17 protein-coding genes are annotated in these 20,211 nt (G+C 60.5%); 11 read left to right on the top strand and 6 right to left on the bottom strand.

The features are described from left to right. Positions 1-103: 103 nt before the first annotated feature. The 6 genes from JMV54_RS04550 to JMV54_RS04525 form a co-directional block, all read right to left on the bottom strand. Complete coding sequence (locus JMV54_RS04550) at positions 104-316, bottom strand: hypothetical protein (protein WP_201517755.1); 213 nt, start codon at positions 314-316, stop codon at positions 104-106. Positions 317-497: 181 nt separating this feature from the next. Beyond that, positions 498-1,514 (bottom strand): alcohol dehydrogenase AdhP, encoded by a 1,017-nt coding sequence (gene adhP / locus JMV54_RS04545; protein ID WP_201517754.1) that lies wholly within the window; start codon positions 1,512-1,514, stop codon positions 498-500. A gap of 111 nt (positions 1,515-1,625) precedes the next feature. Continuing rightward, positions 1,626-2,066: a hypothetical protein gene (locus JMV54_RS04540; protein ID WP_201517753.1), complete on the bottom strand. Its 441-nt coding sequence runs from the start codon at positions 2,064-2,066 to the stop codon at positions 1,626-1,628. 127 nt (positions 2,067-2,193) lie between these two features. Next, positions 2,194-3,639 (bottom strand): DNA/RNA non-specific endonuclease, encoded by a 1,446-nt coding sequence (locus tag JMV54_RS04535; RefSeq protein ID WP_201517752.1) that lies wholly within the window; start codon positions 3,637-3,639, stop codon positions 2,194-2,196. Next, the gene (locus JMV54_RS04530) at positions 3,636-3,974 is read right to left on the bottom strand and encodes a hypothetical protein (RefSeq protein ID WP_201517751.1); all 339 of its coding nucleotides are present in this window, start codon (positions 3,972-3,974) and stop codon (positions 3,636-3,638) included. Before JMV54_RS04530 ends, JMV54_RS04535 begins: the two co-directional genes overlap by 4 nt. A gap of 237 nt (positions 3,975-4,211) precedes the next feature. Beyond that, a complete protein-coding gene (locus JMV54_RS04525) occupies positions 4,212-6,056 on the bottom strand; it encodes a phosphoenolpyruvate carboxykinase (GTP) (protein WP_201517750.1) in 1,845 nt (614 codons plus the stop codon). A 457-nt stretch (positions 6,057-6,513) separates the two neighbouring features. On the opposite strand from JMV54_RS04525, the gene ileS reads away from it, so the two are divergent. The 11 genes from ileS to JMV54_RS04470 all read left to right on the top strand — a co-directional run bounded on the left by ileS (position 6,514) and on the right by JMV54_RS04470 (position 20,119). Beyond that, positions 6,514-9,744, top strand: coding sequence for an isoleucine--tRNA ligase (gene ileS / locus JMV54_RS04520; protein ID WP_230972818.1), 3,231 nt, complete (start codon positions 6,514-6,516; stop codon positions 9,742-9,744). A gap of 269 nt (positions 9,745-10,013) precedes the next feature. Continuing rightward, positions 10,014-11,450 carry a bifunctional folylpolyglutamate synthase/dihydrofolate synthase gene (locus JMV54_RS04515; RefSeq protein ID WP_201517795.1) on the top strand — a complete coding sequence of 479 codons (1,437 nt, stop codon included), beginning with the start codon at positions 10,014-10,016 and terminating at the stop codon, positions 11,448-11,450. After that, a complete protein-coding gene (locus tag JMV54_RS04510) occupies positions 11,447-11,818 on the top strand; it encodes a DUF4233 domain-containing protein (protein WP_201517748.1) in 372 nt (123 codons plus the stop codon). The genes JMV54_RS04515 and JMV54_RS04510 overlap by 4 nt, the downstream gene beginning before the upstream one ends. Positions 11,819-11,885: 67 nt before the next feature. Next, a complete protein-coding gene (gene ndk, locus JMV54_RS04505; RefSeq protein ID WP_201517747.1) occupies positions 11,886-12,317 on the top strand; it encodes a nucleoside-diphosphate kinase in 432 nt (143 codons plus the stop codon). A 114-nt stretch (positions 12,318-12,431) separates the two neighbouring features. Beyond that, positions 12,432-12,797 (top strand): hypothetical protein, encoded by a 366-nt coding sequence (locus tag JMV54_RS04500; RefSeq protein ID WP_201517746.1) that lies wholly within the window; start codon positions 12,432-12,434, stop codon positions 12,795-12,797. 133 nt (positions 12,798-12,930) lie between these two features. Continuing rightward, positions 12,931-14,517, top strand: coding sequence for an alpha/beta hydrolase (locus tag JMV54_RS04495; protein ID WP_201517745.1), 1,587 nt, complete (start codon positions 12,931-12,933; stop codon positions 14,515-14,517). Further along, positions 14,517-15,143, top strand: coding sequence for a hypothetical protein (locus JMV54_RS04490; protein ID WP_201517744.1), 627 nt, complete (start codon positions 14,517-14,519; stop codon positions 15,141-15,143). Before JMV54_RS04495 ends, JMV54_RS04490 begins: the two co-directional genes overlap by 1 nt. Before the next feature lie 58 nt (positions 15,144-15,201). After that, positions 15,202-15,765, top strand: a complete 564-nt coding sequence (locus JMV54_RS04485) for a DUF4853 domain-containing protein (protein WP_201517743.1) — start codon at positions 15,202-15,204, stop codon at positions 15,763-15,765. Positions 15,766-15,913: 148 nt separating this feature from the next. After that, positions 15,914-16,438 (top strand): hypothetical protein, encoded by a 525-nt coding sequence (locus JMV54_RS04480; protein ID WP_201517742.1) that lies wholly within the window; start codon positions 15,914-15,916, stop codon positions 16,436-16,438. 14 nt (positions 16,439-16,452) lie between these two features. Then, positions 16,453-17,085, top strand: coding sequence for a hypothetical protein (locus tag JMV54_RS04475; protein ID WP_201517741.1), 633 nt, complete (start codon positions 16,453-16,455; stop codon positions 17,083-17,085). 268 nt (positions 17,086-17,353) lie between these two features. Next, positions 17,354-20,119, top strand: coding sequence for an Rne/Rng family ribonuclease (locus tag JMV54_RS04470; RefSeq protein WP_201517740.1), 2,766 nt, complete (start codon positions 17,354-17,356; stop codon positions 20,117-20,119). Positions 20,120-20,211 lie beyond the last annotated feature (92 nt).

The raw sequence follows: 20,211 nt of genomic DNA, 5'->3' as shown, positions 1-20,211 counted from the left end.
CCTTTCACTATCGACGGCACCGAGTTCGGGGTGCCTGAATTTGCACTGGCGCCAAGCCTACCCGAGTGCTGTCAGTGGTTGGGAGGGAATCGGAATGAACAGGTTAGCGCGTGGGCTTGTGTCTGTCGGAAGGTTTGCCGAACGCGAACCAGACGAGTGCCCCCAATAGCGGCGAAAGAACGATGAATGCGAACCAGAACACCACGCTGCCGAGCGTCAGCGAGTCGAGTGCCCGGTGCAAGCTCACCAGTGCAGCGATTGCTACTGCGGCGTGTAAAACAAACCCAACTATGGCGAGGATTTCATAGGCTGGCATGTCGTCTCAATGCTCCTCAGCGTGAAGAGAGTCGCTCTTTGATTCTGTGTTCGCGTGGTACCAACGCTGGCCGGTTATGCCTCGAGCGGGTGAAGGACGGGCAACCTGCGATGCCGACACAGGATCGGGGCTGTGCTCCCGCAAAGAAGCACACCCCCCCGATCTTGTGATCAGCTGTGGGCTAGCGGTAGTCGATGACCAAACGACCGTCGATGCCGCCTTGCTTCATAGTGTCGAAGATGTCGTTGATCTCGTCGAGCTTACGAGTTGCAACGGTCGGTTTGATCTTGCCGCGTGCAAAGAAGTCGAGTGCCTCTTCCATGTCTTGACGGGTGCCCACGATCGAGCCTCGGATGGTGAGACGCAGCAGTACCACCCAGAAGATTTCGACTTCGGTGGCCCCCGGGGGAAGCCCCACGAAAACGATGGTGCCCAGCTTGCGGCACATGGCGATTGCCTGGCTGAAGGCTTTCGGGTGCACCGCGGTCACGACGATTCCGTGAGCGCCGCCGCCGGTGATCTCTTTGACCTTTTCGCCCGGATCTTCAGTGGCCGCGTTAACGACCGCCTCAGCCCCGTGCTTCTTTGCGAGTTCGAGTTTGTCGTCGGCGACGTCAACAGCAACGACACGCAAGCCCATGGCAACCGCATACTGCACTGCAATGTGGCCAAGACCGCCGATACCCGAGATCACGATCCACTGACCTGGTTTCGCCTCGGTCTCCTTGATCGCTTTGTAAACGGTGACACCGGCGCAGAGGATCGGAGCAGCCTCGACTGGGTCGACACCTTCTGGGATACGGGGCGCGTAGCGTGCGTCTACGACCATGTATTCGCTGAACGAGCCATTGGCCGTGTATCCACCGTTGACGACCGAGTCGCAAACGGTTTCCCATCCTTTACGGCAGAATTCGCACTTACCGCACGCACTCCACAACCATGCGTTGCCGACCATGTCGCCAACTTTGACATCGTCGACGCCTTCGCCGACCTCTTCGACGATGCCGACACCTTCGTGTCCCGGGATGAATGGTGGCTCGGGGCGAACTGGCCAGTCACCCTGTGCGGCATGTAGGTCGGTGTGGCACACACCGGAGGTAACAAGCTTGACGAGCAACTGGTTCGGGCCTGGGCTTGGGCGGTCAACTTCGCTGATATCGAGGTTGTCGCCAAAATTACGGACAACAGCAGCCTTCATGGGGGACTCCTTAGTTCGGGCCCGTTACGACCACTGCCACATGGATGCCGCTGGCTGCGGCTCAGTAGTCACGAGCCAATTTCAGCCTGCCAGAGTTACCTGACGTTCTCGTTACGAACTCTGAAGCTTTGCGCGCATCCAATCGGGTGTGTGCTCGGGGGCGCGCGGGAAGGCCTCGGCGTCTTGACGGTAGGAGTCGTCTGATGGCTGCATGGTCCACTCGGGCTCGCCGTCGTAGTCGAAGTGGGTTTCGAGCTGTCCGGGACGAACCAGCCGGAAGGTCACGGTGTACCAGGTGCCGGTTTTGGGGCGGTACATGATTCGACGCAGTTCGGTGACCGCCTTGATGAGCGGATAGCTGGCGCCGATCACCTTGCTGTCTTCCGTGCTGTGCGCCTGCTGCTGGTACTCACCGAAGCCACCCATCACCATTGCGGTGCAGGTGACACTGTCATATTCATCCGGCAGTACATCCCACATCGCGCGTGCCACAGCCACCAGCGCCTCGCGCTGGTCGAGCAAGCCGCCGCTCGGAGTCTCGTTTTCAGCCATTCCGCCCCTTCTTTCTTGGTCGCACTCGCGCGCTCGCTACTGCTTGTACAGTGGCCGGCCGTCTGAACGCTGTCTAGGGTACGACCTCAAATCAACCGCTTCTTTAGCAACCGGTGCCGCGCCCCGCTTACGGGGTGTTGTCGAACACATACGTCGACGAAATATTGCCGTCGCTCGAATAATCAACGATGTAGCTCGTGGGCACCTGGTCGATCAGCTTGTGTTGTTTTTGTAGGTCGCTGTCATAGACGTGATGGATGACCACATCCACTTCTTTACCCTTGTCAAGCTCGGCCTTCCACATGTTTTCGAGCCGGCCGTAGTTTGGACCGTTCTTCTGGAAGTCGGCATTGCTATTGGCCTGGTTGACATCGGCCAGCTGCGGGGTGAGGTTGATGTTTTCGCGAATACCACCGAATTGAGCGGCAACCGCGTGACCACCGTTGTAGTCGTACACCTTGTTGCCCGAATCTTTGCTGCCGCCCTCGTACGAGCCCATCTGCCCGATCGTGCTCTGGATGCCCGGATGGCGAGCACCCTTCTTATCGTCGAGGTCGTCGATGATGACCGTTTCAGTACGACCAAGATTGTCGGTGATATAGGTGGTTGACCCTTCACCCCGCGCGTTCATGACATGGTAAGTGGTGTTCGGGGCCGGTTCGCGCAGATCGTAGTTGAGCGGCGCACCCTTTTCGCGGCTGGCGTTTGCTTCGACGTGGGTGATGTTGCCGTTCTCGTCGGTGTAGTAGGTGCCGCGCAGCATCTGCTCGTTGCCGCCCTGGTGCACGGTGTAGGCAGTGTTGGGTTCGAGTTTGAATCCCTCTGGCGGGAAGGTCTTGTTGGGGTCGATTTTTTCGGCCACATCGACCTTGTTTTTGACCTCGGGCGGGTTCCAGTAGTCGCTCTCATTGAGTGGCAGCTGCGGAACATTGCCGCGAGTCTTTCCCTCGCCCGAGCCGCCGAGCTCGTCACTGAGGTCGATCGAGTTCGCGGCCAGTTGAATGTTCGGGGCGCTGCCGTTTGCCGAAGTCGTCACCGGGGTGTTCATCGCACTACCGATAGCGGCTGACAGCTGAGCGTCAATGGTGTTCGCTTGCGCTACCGCTGCCTGCACCATTCCGGTGAGCGTGGCCTGGTCAGCCATGCCTTTAATCCAGGCGGGTGTTGCGGTGTAGGTGGGCAGGCGCATCGCCACCTGCTGCGCGACGGCAGTGGCTTTGACGGTGGGACCGATGCTGACCATGCCGGTTGGTGCGATAACCATGCCCGTGGTGGCGGCGAAGGTGTGGCAGGCCCGCACCTGTGTGTTCAGCTGCGTTACGGATGCGGCGCCCTGGGCGAGTGCCCGATCAAGCCCGTCGAGCTGGCCGCTCAGTGTCGTTGCTGTGGCGGTGTGCTCGCCCGCTGATTTGCGGGCAGCCTCGGCAGTTTCACCCTTCGACTGGATGCGGCCACCGGCGCTTTGCAGTTCACTGGCTGCCGAGCTGAGCTGGTTGGCGCGGTGCTGGGCCAGGCTGCTGCCTTCCTGCAGGGGCGCGGGATTCCAGGTTTGGATGCTTGCCCAGTTGATCATCGGGTGCCCTCCCCGCCGTAGTTCACTGCCGAATCGATGTTGTTCCACGCGGTGTTGCTGAAGGTGCCCTCACCGTGGCTGTCGGTGCTATTGAAATCGGCATCCGAGCTGCTTGCCGCGGTCGCATCCGAGTTGAGCGCGTCGACGAAGCGACGCAGGTTGGCCTCGTAGGTGGTCGCTGCCGATTGCATAACCTGGCCGGCCGCTGCGCCCGGCATTGCTGCGGTAACCGAACCGGCCGCGCCGGACAGAGTTGCCGGTGCCACCTCCGCGGCGGTACTGTCGAGCGCCCGCGAGAGTTCTACCAACTCTCCGTTCAAGATTTCCAACGACATAACGACCCTTCAACAGCGGTTGTGGTGCGATTGCGCCGCAAAGTTATGGAGCTTGTTTGAACTTTTGGTGACGTGCTCGGGTCGTCACTCGCTGGCGGCTGCTGGTGGTTGCGGGGAGCACCGCTAGGGATCGTGCTGACCTGGTAAAAATCGGATTTGAGGGATGCAAAAAGCGGGGCGGATGATCGATTTGGTTTCGATCATCCGCCCCGCCAGTTTGGTATGCGTTAACGTTCGCTAGTCGATTGCTTTGAAGCCGCCGCGCACTTCGCCCAGCTGGATGAGCAGCTCGGCGGGGATCCGCGATCCGATCGACTGGAAGTATTTGGTGGTTTCGACCAGCTCGGCCTTCCATCCCTCAACCGGCACCGAGAACAGCTCCTCGAGCTGTTCTTGCGTCACGTCGATGCCCTCGATGTTGATGTCTTCGATGCGGGGCAGGTTGCCGATCGGGGTTTCAACGTAGTCGACCTCGCCTTCAACTCGGCGGATCGCCCAGTCGAGCGCGCGAATGTTGTCACCGAAACCGGGCCACAGGAAGCTACCGTCTTCGCCGCGGCGGAACCAGTTCACCTGGAAAATCGCGGGTGCCTTATCGCCGAGCTGTTCGCCCATTTCGAGCCAGTGGTCCCAGTAGTCGGCCATGTGGTAGCCGGCGAACGGCTGCATGGCGAACGGGTCGTGACGCAGCTCGCCGATCTTGCCCTCGGCGGCAGCGGTGCGTTCCGAACCGAGCGTGGCGCCGAGGAAGCAGCCGTGGTCCCAATCCTTCGACTGGTAGACGAGCGGCACATTGGTGCGGCGGCGGCCACCGAACAGGATGATGTCGACCGGCACACCGTCAACGGCCTCCCAATCGGGTGAAATAGTGGGGCACTGGTCGGCACGCACGGTAAAACGTGAGTTCGGGTGTGCTGCCGGGGTGTCTGAATCGGGGGTCCAGTCGTTACCCTGCCAGTCGATGAGGTGTGCCGGCGGCTCTGCGGTCATCCCTTCCCACCAAACATCGCCATCATCGGTGAGCGCGACGTTGGTGAAGATGGTGTTTTTCGAGATGGTCTCCATCGCCACCGGGTTCGTGTCGTATCCGGTGCCGGGTGCGACGCCGAAAAAGCCGAACTCGGGGTTGATGGCGTAAAGACGGCCGTCGTCACCGGGACGCATCCAGACGATATCGTCACCGATAGTCTCGACCTTCCAACCGTCAACCTTGGGTCGCATCATGGCCAGGTTGGTCTTGCCGGTTGCCGAGGGGAAGGCGCCGGTGATGGTGTACTTCTTACCCTCGGGGTTGGTGGCCTGGATGAGCAGCATGTGCTCAGCCATCCAGCCTTCGTCGCGAGCCATCACCGAGGCGATACGCAGGGCGAAGCACTTCTTGCCGAGCAGCGCGTTGCCGCCGTAGCCCGAGCCATACGACATGATTTCGCGAGTTTCGGGGAAGTGCGCGATGTATTTTTGGTAGTTGCAGGGCCACGGCACATCGGGGCGGTCGTTACCGTCGTCATCGGTGAGCGGGTAGCCCACCGAGTGCAGGGCCGGCACCCAATCGGTGTCGGGCTTGATGTATTCGAGTGCCGCGGTGCCCGAGCGGGTCATGAGCGCCATCGAAACCACCACGTAGGGCGAGTCGGTGATCTCCACGCCGTACTGGGTGATCTTGCCACCGAGCGGACCCATCGCGAACGGCACCACATACATGGTGCGGCCGCGCATCGAGCCCGAGAACAGGTTTTTCAACTCGGATCGCATCTGCGCCGGATCGCGCCAGTTGTTGGTGGGGCCGGCATCCTCTTCACGTTCTGAACAAATAAAGGTGCGGCTCTCGACGCGGGCGACATCGCCGGCGTCCGAGCGTGCCAGGAACGAGCCGGGGCGTTTTTCCTCGTTAAGCCGGATCAACGAGCCCTGCTCGACCATCTCTTCGGTAAGGCGGTTAAACTCTGCTTCCGAACCGTCGCACCAGACAACCTGATTCGGTTTGGTCAGTTCAGCGATACTCACAACCCAGGCGTTGACGTCGGAGTTCGACGACAGCTGGGGGATGTCGTTCGGATTCACCGGAGTATGCGTTGAGTTCATGCTGGTCTGCCTTCTCCTTCGTCGGACGGTGGTGCGACCGTTCGGGGCCGTTTCCTGCGCGTTGGGTCAGGACGCGCATGGCGTTCTCTTCAGTATCCCACGCCCACTGATACGAATCATCCGAACGCCATTTAATTGCAGCTCGGGCACAACAACTCGCGCGTGCGAACTGTGCGAAATCCAGTAGACTCGGTGCTATTGACGATGATCCGCTATCAACGGGGAGTCTTCGGAAGAACAGCGTGCCAATCGGTGTGCCAAGTAGAACCGAACGGGTCTGGCCCGTTACAGCCAACGAACGAGCGGTGATGCAGTAGCGTCGCAATCGGGGTGGTACCGCGCGAAAGCGTCCCTGAACCAGCCAGCACCCCACTGTTTCAGGAGACCACCACTCATGACCGACTCGGCTGAGCGCAACCGCGCCGTCTATCCCGCCAACTCATTTGGTCCGGGCGCGATGCCCGTAACCCCATCGGTGCGGTTCCCCGAACTCGAAGAGCGCGTGCTCGAATTTTGGCGCGAAGACCAGACCTTCGCCGCATCCATTGACCAGCGCGCCGGCGCGCCCGAGTGGGTGTTCTACGACGGCCCGCCGTTCGCGAACGGGCTGCCACACTACGGCCACCTGCTCACCGGCTACGCCAAAGACGTCTTCCCGCGCTACTTCACGATGCGGGGCTGCCAGGTGCCGCGGGTGTTCGGCTGGGACACACACGGTCTGCCCGCCGAGCTCGAGGCGATGAAGCAACTCGACATCACCACCAAAGACGAGATTGAGCAGATGGGCGTGGGCGCATTCAACGCCGCCGCCCGCGACTCGGTGCTGCGCTACACCCAAGAGTGGCAAGACTACGTCGAACGCCAGGGCCGCTGGGTCGACTTCGAGGGCGGCTACAAGACACTCGACATCACCTACATGGAGTCGGTGATCTGGGCATTCAAACAGCTCTACGATCAGGGCCTGGCCTACGAAGGCTTCCGGGTGCTGCCATACTGCTGGAAAGACGAAACTCCGCTGTCGAACCACGAACTGCGGATGGACGATGACGTCTATCAAGACCGGCAGGACAACACCGTTACCGTTACCTTCCCGCTGACGGGAGATAGTGCATCCGCCGCCGGCCTTGAAGGTGTGCGGGCACTCGCCTGGACGACCACGCCGTGGACGCTGCCAACGAACCTGGCGCTCGCGGTGGGTCCCGAGGTCAGTTATGCCGTGCTGCCAGCCGGACCCACCGGTGCAAGTGACGGAGCCGCTGCCGGTGAAGCCCAGTATTTGCTTGCCGAGGCCGGTATCGGCGCATACGCAAAAGAACTCGGCTACGAAAGCGAAGCTGATGCGCGCGAAGCAATCGTGCGCACCGTCAGCGGCGCCGAACTGGGCGGGATGCGCTATCAGCCGCTGTGGGACTACTTCACCGACACCGAAAAATACGGCACCGAAAACGCCTTCCAGATTTTGGTGGCCGACTATGTCACCACCACCGACGGCACCGGTGTGGTACACCAGGCACCGGCCTACGGTGAGGACGACAAGGTGGCCTGTGACGCGGCGGGTATCCCGACGATCCTGTCGGTGGATGCGGGCGGCCGCTTCCTCGACATCATCACCCCGGTTGCCGGGCAGCAGGTGTTCGAAGCCAACCGGCCGCTCATCCAGCAGCTGAAAGCTGAGCGGCGACTTTTGCAGCAAAAGTCGTATGTGCACTCCTACCCCCACTGCTGGCGCTGCAAGCAGCCGCTCATTTATAAGGCGGTTTCGAGCTGGTTCGTGCGCGTAACCGATTTCCGTGACGAGATGCTCGAGTTGAACGAGCAGATCGAGTGGGTGCCCGATAACGTCAAACACGGCCAGTTCGGTAAGTGGGTGGCCGGGGCGCGCGACTGGTCAATTTCGCGTAACCGCTACTGGGGTTCGCCGATCCCGGTGTGGAAGTCGGACGACCCCAACTATCCGCGCGTTGACGTCTACGGTTCGCTCGACGAGCTCGAACGCGACTTCGGGGTGCGCCCCACCGACCTGCACCGCCCGGCGATTGACGAGCTGGTGCGCCCGAACCCCGACGACCCCACGGGTAAGTCGATGATGCGCCGCATCCCCGATGTGCTCGATGTGTGGTTCGATTCGGGTTCGATGCCGTTCGCGCAGTTCCACTATCCGTTTGAAAACGAGCAGTGGTTTGGGGAACACTCGCCGGCCGACTTCATTGTTGAATACATCGGTCAAACCCGTGGCTGGTTCTATGTGATGCACGTGCTGTCGACCGCGCTTTTCCACCGCCCGGCGTTCAAGCGCGTGATTTCGCACGGGATCGTGCTCGGCTCTGACGGTGCGAAGATGTCGAAGTCGCTGCGCAACTATCCGAACGTGAACGAGGTGTTCGACCGTGACGGTTCGGATGCGATGCGCTGGTTTTTGCTGTCGAGCCCGGTGCTGCGGGGCGGTAACCTCAGCGTCACCGAAGAGGGCATCCGTGAAGCCACGCGCCAGTTCTTGTTGCCGCTGTGGTCGACCTACTATTTTTTCACCACCTACGCCAATAGCGCTTTTGGGCCAGACAAGCAGGGCTACCGTGCCCAGCGTCGGGTCGACTCGGCCGATGTGCTCGACCGCTACATTCTCGCGAAGCTGCGCGAGCTCGTGGCGGGTGTGGAGCGCGACCTAGAGGCGCTGGATGCGTCGAATGCTACGGCGCGGCTGCGTGATTTCGCGGATGTGCTCACCAATTGGTATGTGCGCCGCTCGCGTGACCGTTTCTGGGCTGGGGCCGGCGATGACACTGCCGCGTTCGACACGCTTTTCACCGTGCTCGAAACACTGTGCCGAGTCGCTGCGCCGCTGGCACCGTTTACCACCGAGGTTGTGTGGCGTGGCCTCACCGGTGGCCGTTCGGTGCATCTGACCGATTGGCCGGATGCGGACGAATTTACTGCCGATACCGAGCTGGTTGCAGCGATGGACGCGGTGCGCGACGTGGTTTCGGGCGGGCTGGCGCTGCGCAAACAGCATCAGCTGCGAGTGCGGCTGCCGCTGCAGCAACTCACAGTGCTATCGACCCGCGCCGAGGAACTTTCGCGGTTTGCCCCGATTGTGGCGGATGAGCTCAACGTGCGCTCGGTTGATTTCCGCACCCGCACCGATGAAGCCGCTGCCGAATACGGTGTCTCGCAGGTGCTGCAGGTGAATGCCCGTGCGGCTGGCCCGCGCCTGGGCAAGCAGGTGCAGCAGGCGATTAAGGGCTCGAAATCGGGCGATTGGAGCGTGACCGACGGGGTGGTTACCTCGGGCGGTATCGAGCTCGAGGCGGGCGAGTACGAGCTGCGGCTCGAAATTGCCGACGAGTTTGAGGGCAAGCTGCTGGGGCTGCTCGATGACGGCTCAATTCTGGTGCTCGACAGCGAAGTGACTGCCGAACTTGCCGCCGAGGGCATCGCGCGCGATGTGATCCGTGCCGTGCAGGATGCGCGTAAGGCTGCCGGTCTTGAGGTGAGCGACCGCATCCGGCTCACCCTGCGCAGTGACGATGCCGCGGTTGCCGCAATGGAATCGTGCCGCGAACTGATCGCGGGTGAAACGCTCGCCCTCGAAATCCAAATCAGTGGCGGCCTGGCACCCGAAGCTGATCGTGCCCGCATCCCGCACAGTTATGGAGCGCTTGAAGTCGAAGTCGAGAAGGTGAGCGCGTGAGCGAATCGGAGCGCAATGAGCCCGGCCGCGAATATGGCCGCCCCGGTGGGCTAGGCGATAAGCACGACGGCGCCAGTTTTCGCCGCGACCCGGCGGCGCAGCCCGAAGCGGTTGCCGAGCCAGATGTCGATGCCGATGAGCTAGCTCGGCTGCTCGGCGGCACCCCGTTCGACGATCTCGAATTGGATGCGGAACTGCGCGATCTCGATTTAGAAGATGACGAACTTCCCGATGATGAGCTGAGCGAGCGGGAACTCGCGCAGCGGCGTTTGCGCGACGAAACCGACTGGGCGGCTGAGGCCGAGCGGGTGTACGACGAACTTTTGGCGCGCACCGGTGAGGCGCAGCCCGAGCCGCGGTTGGACGCCACTCGTCGTGCCTGCGAGCTGCTGGGTGATGTGCACGAGGGTTGGGCGATGGTTCACATCACCGGCACCAATGGCAAATCATCCACCGCGCGTATCACCGAGGCGCTCGTACGGGCGCACGGCCTACGCACGGGATTGTTGACGAGCCCGCACCTGGTGCGCATCAACGAGCGCATCTGCATCAACGGTGAGCCGGTCAGCGATGAGCAGCTGGCGACCGTTTGGCGCGATATTGAACCCATTATTGGGCTGGTTGATGCCGAGCTTGAGCGCGCTGATAAACCCGCGTTGACGTTTTTTGAGGCGCTCACGGTGCTGGCCTATGCGTGCTTTACCGACGCCACGATCGACGTTGGCATCGTCGAGGTGGGGATGGGCGGCGAATGGGATTCAACCAACGTCGCCGATGCGGATGTGGCGGTGTTTGCACCGATCTCGCTCGACCACCGCGGCCGCCTCGGCGACACTATCGCCGAGATTGCGCGCACGAAAGCCGGAATTATCAAACCGGGTTCGACCGTGGTTTCGGCGGCGCAGCCCGAGGACGCTGCTGCCGAGCTGCGGCGGGCGGCTGAAATGCTGCAGGTGCCGGTGAAATTTGCCACCGAAGATTTCGCGGTGTTGAGCGATAAACCTGCGGTGGGCGGTCGGTATGTGGCGGTGCGCGGCACTCGCGCCGAGTATGCACCGCAGGCGGTGCGCTTGCTCGGTAGCTATCAGGCCGACAATGTGGCGCTGGCAATGGCCGCGGTGGAGCAGCTGCTCGACCGTGAACTCGACGAGGATGCACTTGCCGAGGGGCTGCTGGAGGCACGCTCGCCAGGGCGGCTCGAGCTGATCGGCACCGAGCCGAGTGTGGTGGTGGATGCCTGCCACAACCCGCATGCTGCCGAGCATCTCGCCGAAGCGATGCGCGAGGTGTTTTCGTTTGACGAGCTCGTGCTGGTGCTCGGCGTGCTGGCCGACAAGGATGTGGCGGGGATCGTGCCGCCGCTGGCCGACGTTGCTACGCGCATCATCGTGACCCAATCGGATTCGCCGCGGGCGATCGACGCTTGGCAGCTGGGGGAGCAGGTGCGGGAGGTGCTGGGTGATGAGGTTGCCGACCGCAAACAGCTGACAGTTATTGAACGTGATGTTGACGCATTTGATACTGCCCGGCAGCTGGCCGCCGAGCTTGGCGTCGACGCATCGAGCGGGGTGTTGATTACCGGTTCGATTACGTTGATTGGGGATGCGGTGGCAATTGCCCAGCGTGAGGGCTGGCGGGCTGCCGCGGCGGGAGAAGCGCCGCTCGTTGTGGGGCCGACCGCCACTGATGAGGAAGGTGAGGCATGAGCGCGCGACCGCGTCGATCGCGATCACTGATTGAGCAGCTGGGGTCAATTCTGGTTGCGTTCCAGGTGGTGTCGGTGTTCTGTGCCGGCATGGCGCTGTTCGGACTCAAGGCACTGCCGCCGGCGGTGGCGCTGGGCGGCACTGCCGGTTACATCGTGCTGATGATTGTGGCCGTGGTTACGCTGCGGCGCCACTGGGGGAAGTGGTTTCTGCTGGGACTCGAAATCGCGCTGATGCTGCTGGGATTTGTGCACGGCTCGATGTGGGTTGTGGGCGGCATTTTTACGGCGCTTTGGCTGTGGTGTTTGAAAGCGGCCGCTGACGCTGAACGGCGCCGGGCGTTGATGGACCAGGCTGCGACTGAATGAAATGAACTTTGGTTACCGAGACGCGGTAGCGTGGTGACCAACAAATAACGAGTATTGAGGAGCTGGAATGACTCAGACCGCCCCCGAAGCAACCCTTGTTTTGGTGAAGCCCGACGGTGTGCGTCGGAACCTGATCGGTGAGGTGATCGGGCGTATTGAGCGCAAGGGATACACCGTCACCGACCTCAAGATGCTCACCCCGTCGCGTGAACTGCTCACCGAACACTATGAGGAGCACGTCGATAAGCCGTTCTTTGCACCGCTGGTCGAGTTCATGATGTCGGGCCCGGTGGTCGCGATTCGCGTTGAGGGTAACCGTGTGATCGAGGGCTTCCGCTCGCTCGCTGGCGAAACGAACCCGACTACTGCGCGTCCCGGAACTATCCGCGGCGATCTCGGCCGTGACTGGGGCAGTGCGGTGGTTGAAAACATCGTGCACGGGAGCGACTCGACGCTTTCGGCTGAGCGTGAGTTGGGGCTGTGGTTTCCTGCCGAATAGTGCTCGCGCAAACTGAATGAGTTTCAGCAGTCTTTTCAGCAGAAATGGCCCGTCAATCGGCGGGCCATTTCTCATTCCAGAGACCGACTGAAGTGGCTGCATGTGGCGGTTAAGATGACCGGTAACAGCTTGGTCTTCAAAGGTGAGGACTTGGTCTTTAAAGGTGAGGAAACTGGGGGGATGCAGTCGCTGGCGATCATCTCGGGTGAGTTTTCTGCAATAGCTGGTCGACTCGATGAGGTGGTCGCCGAGCTAGGTGCTGCACAGCGTGTGAACGAAGCTGGGGCGTATGCACAAGACTCGATGCCGGCATCGCAGTCGGCGTCAAAACTGACGTCAGTGGTCGACAAGTTGACTCGAGAGCTCCAGGAGTTCAAATCTGCATTGAGCGCAGACGGAGAGTCGCTGCGGGCGAGTGAGGCCGATTTTGCTGCGGTTGACGAACTCAATCGAGAAGCGCTTTGGCGGCTGATGCCGTAGGGGAGGGGTGATGAACTGGGAGACGATAGTTAATTGGACACACGGGGCGTTGGGTCAAGCAGACGAGACTTGTATCCCGGCTCGTAACGCACTCGACACGTGCTCGGATGACTGTTTCGCCATCCGTACTGGGATGGAATCAACGGGGTTTACCGCGGAGGCTTTCAAATCGCGGCTGCTCCAGCATGAGGCTAAGCTCGATGACTTTGTCGCGGCGGTATCGGAACTCATGATGGCCTGTGCGGCTGCAACCGACGGGGTGTGGGAAGTTGAGACGGCGGTACTGGAATGCCGGCAGTTTGCCGAAATCAACGATCTGGTGATTTGTGCGGACGGAAGCGTGCAGATGGGAGCCAGATACGACGAATTGCAGATTGAGGTTACGAGTACGCCATCGCGTGTAGCGGTGAATGCAATTCAAGAACTGATTAAAGCGTATGAAGCGCACGCTGAGCAGCTGCGTCAAATGATTGCCGAAGCGTGCGCACTCGCGGATGAGGTGGATACCGAGTTTTGTTCGAGATTGTCGGCGCTCGAGCGTGACAGCGTTGCGTTGACCCGGCCAGGCAGCGATTTTGCTCCGGGTTTGCCCGCGGCCCCGCTCGCTGATTGGTCACCGACTGAGGTTTCGGTCTGGTGGGCGGCACTCAGCGAGACCGAGTGGCGCGCGCTCATTGAACACGACCCAGAACTCTACGGAAGCCTCGACGGTATTCCAGCTGTGGATCGTGACCGGGCCAATCGGATGGTGCTGGATGAACTGCTCGCCGACCCTAAATTGCAGCAATATGATCAAGATCTGCAGAGGATCTACGAGGAACAGCGCGAAATCTATGAGTCCACTCGACACATTTACGGTGACGAGATGCAACCGCCCAGTCTGGAAACTGCGAAAGCTGAGTGGGTAAGAAGAAATCCCTACTATGCTGACGTGCTCGCCGTGCATGATACGCTTCTCGAAGACCCGACTCGTTCTTTACTCGTGCTTGATTATCGGCATGACAATCTCGAAGTAGCTATTGGCGTCGGTGATGTCGATCATGCAAAGAATGTGGTTGTGCACACGCCTGGAATTTTGACTAACGCAAGAGACGGGTTGCATGATGGAATTACAGAGTTGATACTCGTGTTGAAGCAGTCTCTCGGCAAAGAGGGAACGAGCCCTGCCGGAATCTATTGGATGGACTATGACGTGCCACAAACCATTGCCGGCGCGACCGACACTCGGCCCTTCATGGCGGGAGGAGAGCGTGCAAGTATTTTCCTCGAAGGCTTGCGTTCGGTGCGTGAGGCCAACGGTGCTGAGTTTTATTTGACAGCCTCTGGGCACTCCTTTGGCTCTACAAACACCGGAGTCGCTGTCGCCACTGTGAAAGTGGGAGCGGTCGACAACGTGGTCTTCTTTGGGTCGCCCGGTATGGGGGTTGAAGATGCGCGCGATCTCAATGTTGAGCAGGGGCGGGTCTTTGCCTCGCTGATTCCCGGTGACGGTATTGGAGGTATTGGTGGTGGACATCCCACCGGGAACTTTGGAAATAACCCAATGAATGACGCCAACGTTAATCAGCTCGCAAACCGGGGCTCGCAGCCGCCAGGTGTGCCATACGGCTCGAAATTTATCGGAGAGAAGGAGCATGCTGACTATTTCACGCCGATTGATGGTGCGGATTCTAATCCGATTATTGACGATTTTGCCAGTGTGATCTCAGGAGAAGACTAATGCGTGCTGGTGGTAAGTTCTGGTTGGCGTTGTCATTTGTGGTGGTGTTGTTGAGTGGTTGTGTGGTGAACACTTCGCCGGAGAATGCTGGTCGGATGTTTCCGGATAATAGTGGTTCGTTGCCGTTTGCGGAGCGGATGTCTGGTGAAGAGTTTGTGGCGGAGTCTCGGGAATTGATTCGGGAGTTCAAGCTGCAGTTGGTCGCCCACGGCGCGGTGGGTTGGGAAGATCCGGAGCCGGAGCAATACACGCTGTCAAAGTGTGAGGGTGAGCGCGGTGCGCAGTTCATCTCTACGCGAGATGAAGAGCGGTTTGCGAAGCCGGTTGCGGTGGAGCCGATTTTGGCGGCTGCGCGGGATGTGTTTGAGTCGCGTGGTTATGTGCAGTTCAAGCAGAAGATTGCTGAAACTCAGCGCAGCGGCAAAGTGGTGAATCAATTTGCGTGGATTGATTCAGAGAATGGCATTACCGTGATCGCTGGGACGATTGAGGGAAGTCAAATGTACATTCGTATGTACACGGGTTGTTTGCCGGTAGATGATTTTTGGGCGTTGGCTTCGGTGGCGAATACGGAGCTTCCGACGCGGACGTGGCGGGAGCCGACGGTGACGAGGCCGTCTGAGTGATTGCGGGCCCCTGATGCTGCGAAAGAAGGGTGCGCGTTGGGTGCAGGCGAGTGTCAGTGTGGCCGTTGTGGTGTTGTTGAGTGGTTGTGTGGTGAATACGCCGCCGGAGAATGCTGGTCGGATGTTTCCGGATAATAGTGGTTCGTTGCCGTTTGCGGAGCGGATGTCTGGTGAAGAGTTTGTGGCGGAGTCTCGGGAATTGATTCGGGAGTTCAAGTTGCAGTTGGTCGCTGCTGGTGCGGTGGGTTGGGAAGATCCGGAGCCGGAGCAGTACACGCTGTCGCGGTGTGAGGGTGAGCGCGGTGCGGAGTTCATCTCTACGCGAGTTCAAGAGCGTCTGGCCGAGCCGGTTGCGGTGGAGCCGATTTTGGCGGCGGCGCGGGATGTGTTTGAGTCTCGTGGTTATGTGCAGTTCAAGCAGAAGATTGCTGAAACTCAGCGCAGCGGCAAGGTGTTGAATCAGTTCGCGTGGATCGATGCGGAGAATGGGATCACCGTGATCGCAGGGACGATTGAGGGAGACCAAGTCTATGTTCGTATGTACACGGGTTGTCTTCCGGTGGATGATTATTGGTCGTTAGCTTCGGTTGCGAATACGGAGCTTCCGACGCGCACATGGTGAGAACCGACGGTGACGAGGCCGTCTGAGTGATTGCGGGGCATCGGTGCTGCGAAAGAAGGGTGCGCGTTGGGTGCAGGCGAGTGTCTGTGCGGCCGTTGCGGTGCTGCTGAGTGGTTGCGTCTTTGGTGGGCCGGCTCGGAACGGTGCGATGTTTCCGGAAGAGAGTGGTTCGTTGCCGTTTGGTGAGCGGATTTCGGGCGAGGAGTTTGTTGCTGAGTCTCGGGAACTGGTTCTCGAGTATAAGCAGAAGCTTGCTGAACTGGGTGCGGTTGGTTGGGAAAACCCGAAGCCTGAACGGTACGAGATGGCGCGCTGTGAAAATCGTAACGGGGCAATGTTCACTTCCACGGGGCGAGAAAGTCGCAAAGCAAAATCGGTAAGTGTGGAGAAGGTTCTTGCGGTGGGCAAGGAAGTATTTGAGTCTCGAGGTTATGTGCGAGTAGACATTCGAGTTGACGAAACATCGAGTAGCGGTCGAGTGCGCAATGGGTTTGAATGGGTTGATGTGGACAATGGCGTTGTGATTGCAGTGGGCACTGTCGACGGTGATGATGTGCACCAGGTGCGGTTATATGTGCGTACCGGGTGCTTGCCAGTGGAGAATTTTGAAGCGTTACGGCCGGTTGCGAATGAGTCGTTGTCTCCGTATACCCCGGCACCGTTGCATCCCTAGTGGTTGGTTTGAGTATGAATGGGAAAAATCGAGCCAGGTCCTGGTTGGCGTTGTCATTTGTGGTGGTGTTGTTGAGTGGTTGTGTGGTGAACACGCCGCCGGAGAATGCTGGTCGGATGTTTCCGGATAATAGTGGTTCGTTGCCGTTTGCGGAGCGGATGTCTGGTGAAGAGTTTGTGGCGGAGTCTCGGGAATTGATTCGGGAGTTCAAGTTGCAGTTGGTTGCTGCTGGTGCGGTGGGTTGGGAAGATCCGGAGCCGGAGCAGTACACGCTGTATGACTGCGAAGGGAGTCGTGGTGCAAGTTTCGTGTCGACTCGAGTAGAGGAGCGTGTGGCTGAGCCGGTTGCGGTGGAATCGGTTTTGGCGGCTGGGCGGGATGTGTTTGAGTCGCGTGGTTATGTGCAGTTCAAGCAGAAGATTGCTGAAACTTGGCGCAGCGGCAAGGTGGTGAATCAATTTGCGTGGATTGATTCGGAGAATGGCATAATCGTGAGTGCTGGAACGATTGAGGGCAACCAAACCTACATCGATGTGGACACGGGTTGTTTGCCGGTCGAGGACGTTTGGGCGTTGGCTTCGGTGGCGAATACGGAGCTCCCGACGCGCACGTGGCGGGAGCCGACGGTGACGAGGCCGTCTGAGTGATTGCGGGGCATTGGTGCTGCATCGACCACAGGCATCAGGTAGCAGCTGCGTCGGCAGATAACTTCTGCTGCTCGACATCTGCGATGGTTCGGTGCGTTAGTCTTGAGTGGCGCGATAAGCGCACGAGACTTCAGGGTCGCTCGAGGGTGGCCCGCCGCACCCCAGCGGCAACGCCGTGAGATGCGGCGCCAGCATTCCCGCAGCCCGAACTGCGGCACGAGACAGGTAGCCAGGAACGCGACGCGACTGGCTGCGAGGAGCACCGAACATGGTGGAAAATTCCACATCCAACCAGCCCGAAACCCCAGCAGATGAAACGGCGCTGAACGGCGACAACGCTGCACCCGAAACTGCCGAAAACGCCAACGGCGACCCCGTAACCGACCAACCCGACCCGAACGCCGCATCCGAAGCACCCAGCGGCGAAGAAGCTGAACAGGCCGCATCCAAGCCTGAAGAAGCTGAAAGCACCGGCAAGGCCCCGGAAACCGAAGCCGATAAGCCCAAGCGCGACCCGCGCATCCCCGAAATCATTACCACCCGCACGCTGTTCTTTTTGGCACCCGACCTGCCACCGCGTCCCGAACGCCCCGCCCGCCGCGACCACGACAGCAGCGACGACAACACCGGCGACCACGAATCGGGAAGCGGCCGCGGCCGCAGCCGCTCACGCCGCAACCGTCGCGGCAAAGGAAGCAGCAACACCTCCCACAAATCGGATGCAGACTCGCGCTCGTATGAGCAGCGCGACGACTCTGAAGACATCACTGAGCCGCAAAAACTGCACGGCTCAACTCGCTTGGCCGCCAAACGGCAGCGCCGCCGCGACAACCGTGACAGCGGCCGACGCCGCCCGGTAGTCACCGAAACCGAATTTCAAGCCCGCCGCGAAGCGGTCGACCGCAAGATGATCGTGCGCGCCAAAGACAACCGCGTGCAAATCGGTGTGCTCGAAGACAACGTGCTCGTTGAACACTACGTCGCCCGCAATGAAGACACCTCGCTCATCGGCAATGTCTACCTCGGCCGCGTACAAAACGTGCTGCCGAGCATGGAAGCCGCGTTCGTCGACATCGGCCGCGCCCGCAACGCCGTGCTCTACTCGGGCGAAGTTGACTGGGCAAAATCAAACCTCGACGCCAACACCCCGCGCAAAATCGAAAACGCGCTCAAGCCCGGCGACAAGGTGCTCGTACAGGTCACCAAAGACCCGGTAGGACACAAGGGTGCCCGCCTCACCAGCCAAATCTCCCTGCCCGGACGCTACCTTGTGTACGTACCCGGCAACACCCTCAACGGCATCAGCCGAAAACTGCCCGACACCGAACGCACGCGCCTCAAAAAAATTCTCAAAGAGGTGCTGCCGCAGGGCGTTGGCGTGATCGTGCGTACCGCCGCCGAAGGCGCCACGAAAGAACAGCTCGCGCGTGACGTCGAACGACTCATGAAGCAGTGGGAGTCGATCCAAAACAAAGCCAACGGTGGCCGCGCGCCGCAGACGCTGCATGCCGAACCCGACATGCTCATCAAAATCGTCCGCGACGTATTCAACGAAGACTTCGACAAGCTCATCGTTCAGGGCCAGTCGGAACTCGACACCATCAAGAGCTACCTCGGCCAGGTCGCACCCGATCTGCTCGACCGAGTCGAACGCTTTGACGGCGACGGCGACATCTTCTCGCACTACCGCGTCAACGAAATGATCGACCGAGCCCTCGCTCGAAAAGTGTGGCTGCCCTCGGGCGGTTCGCTGGTCATCGACCGCACCGAAGCCATGACCGTTGTCGACGTCAACACCGGCAAATTTGTGGGCTCCGGCGGCAACCTCGAAGAAACCGTCACCAAAAACAACCTCGAAGCAGCCGAAGAAGTGGTGCGTCAGCTGCGCCTGCGCGATATCGGCGGCATCATCGTCATCGACTTCATCGACATGGTGCTCGAATCGAACCGCGATCTCGTACTGCGTCGCCTCATCGAATGTCTCGGCCGCGACCGCACCAAACACCAGGTGACTGAGGTAACAAGCCTCGGCCTGGTGCAGATGACCCGCAAGAAGATCGGTCTGGGGCTGCTCGAAACATTCTCTGAGCCGTGCGAGCACTGCGACGGCCGCGGTGTGCACGTGCACGCCGAACCCGTACATCAGCCCGCACAATCAGGCGGCGGCAACCGCCAAAACCGGGGTCGACGCAACAAAAACTCCGGGCAGCAGTCGAAGTCAAAGCCGCAACAAAACGGCTCGACTCACGAAATCACCGACGACGCCCGCAACGCGCTCACAAAGATTGCCGCATCCACTATCGCGGGTGCAACACAAGACAGCGCCGAACCCAGCCAGGCAGCAATTGAAGCCTCGGCCGAGCGCCTGGCAATCGCCGCCGCTGCGGTAGTGAGTGGTAAGTCGCTCGAAGCCGCTGTTGCAGCCGCCGACGCGGTGAGCGATAGCGAACGCAGCGATGACAACCAGCGAAACGACAGCGCTAAGGATGCCGAGCGCAGCTCATCGCGTCGCTCGCGCCGCGGCCGCCGTGGCCGAAACGGAAACTCAGACTCGGGTGATGACAAGCGCCGCAACGCATCCGCTTCACGCGACAGCAAGCGGGACAGCGACACGCGTGAAACAGACGCTGATCGCGGCGCCGATTCGCAGTCACAAAGCAGCGAGCCGCCCGCAACATCTCCCGACGATGCGCAACCCAAGCACAAGCCGCGCCGTCGCCGCGTGGTAGTGCAGCCGGCCACCGACAATAACGAACCGTCGGAACGCGCCGCGCGCATCGCATCCATTAGCCTGCCCCTCGACGAGGTTGCTGCCACCCCCGCCGAACCGGCTTCCGAGCCGGCTGCGGCAACGCTCGGCAGCCTCGACGCCGCACTCGACTCCTTGGCCAGCAGCAAACAAGAAGCAGCCAAGACCGAGTCGGCGCAAACGCCGCGGAAACCGCGTCGGCGCATCACCACCGGTCCCATTTCGACCGATGACAGCGCCGCACCGGCGAGCTCGGCAACGGAGGCAGACGAAGGAAGTCACTAACCAAGCGCGGCGCCGCAAAACCGAACCCGGTCAACGGTTGACGCGATTCTGTTCGCTGGGGTAAAGTAGGGCGCTGTTGCACGTTCGCTAAC

Source organism: Gulosibacter hominis (genome assembly GCF_904842695.1).
Lineage (GTDB): Bacteria > Actinomycetota > Actinomycetes > Actinomycetales > Microbacteriaceae > Gulosibacter > Gulosibacter hominis.
The sequence above is the reverse complement of the archived record's forward strand: the minus strand, read 5'-3'. Positions and strand labels throughout refer to the sequence as shown.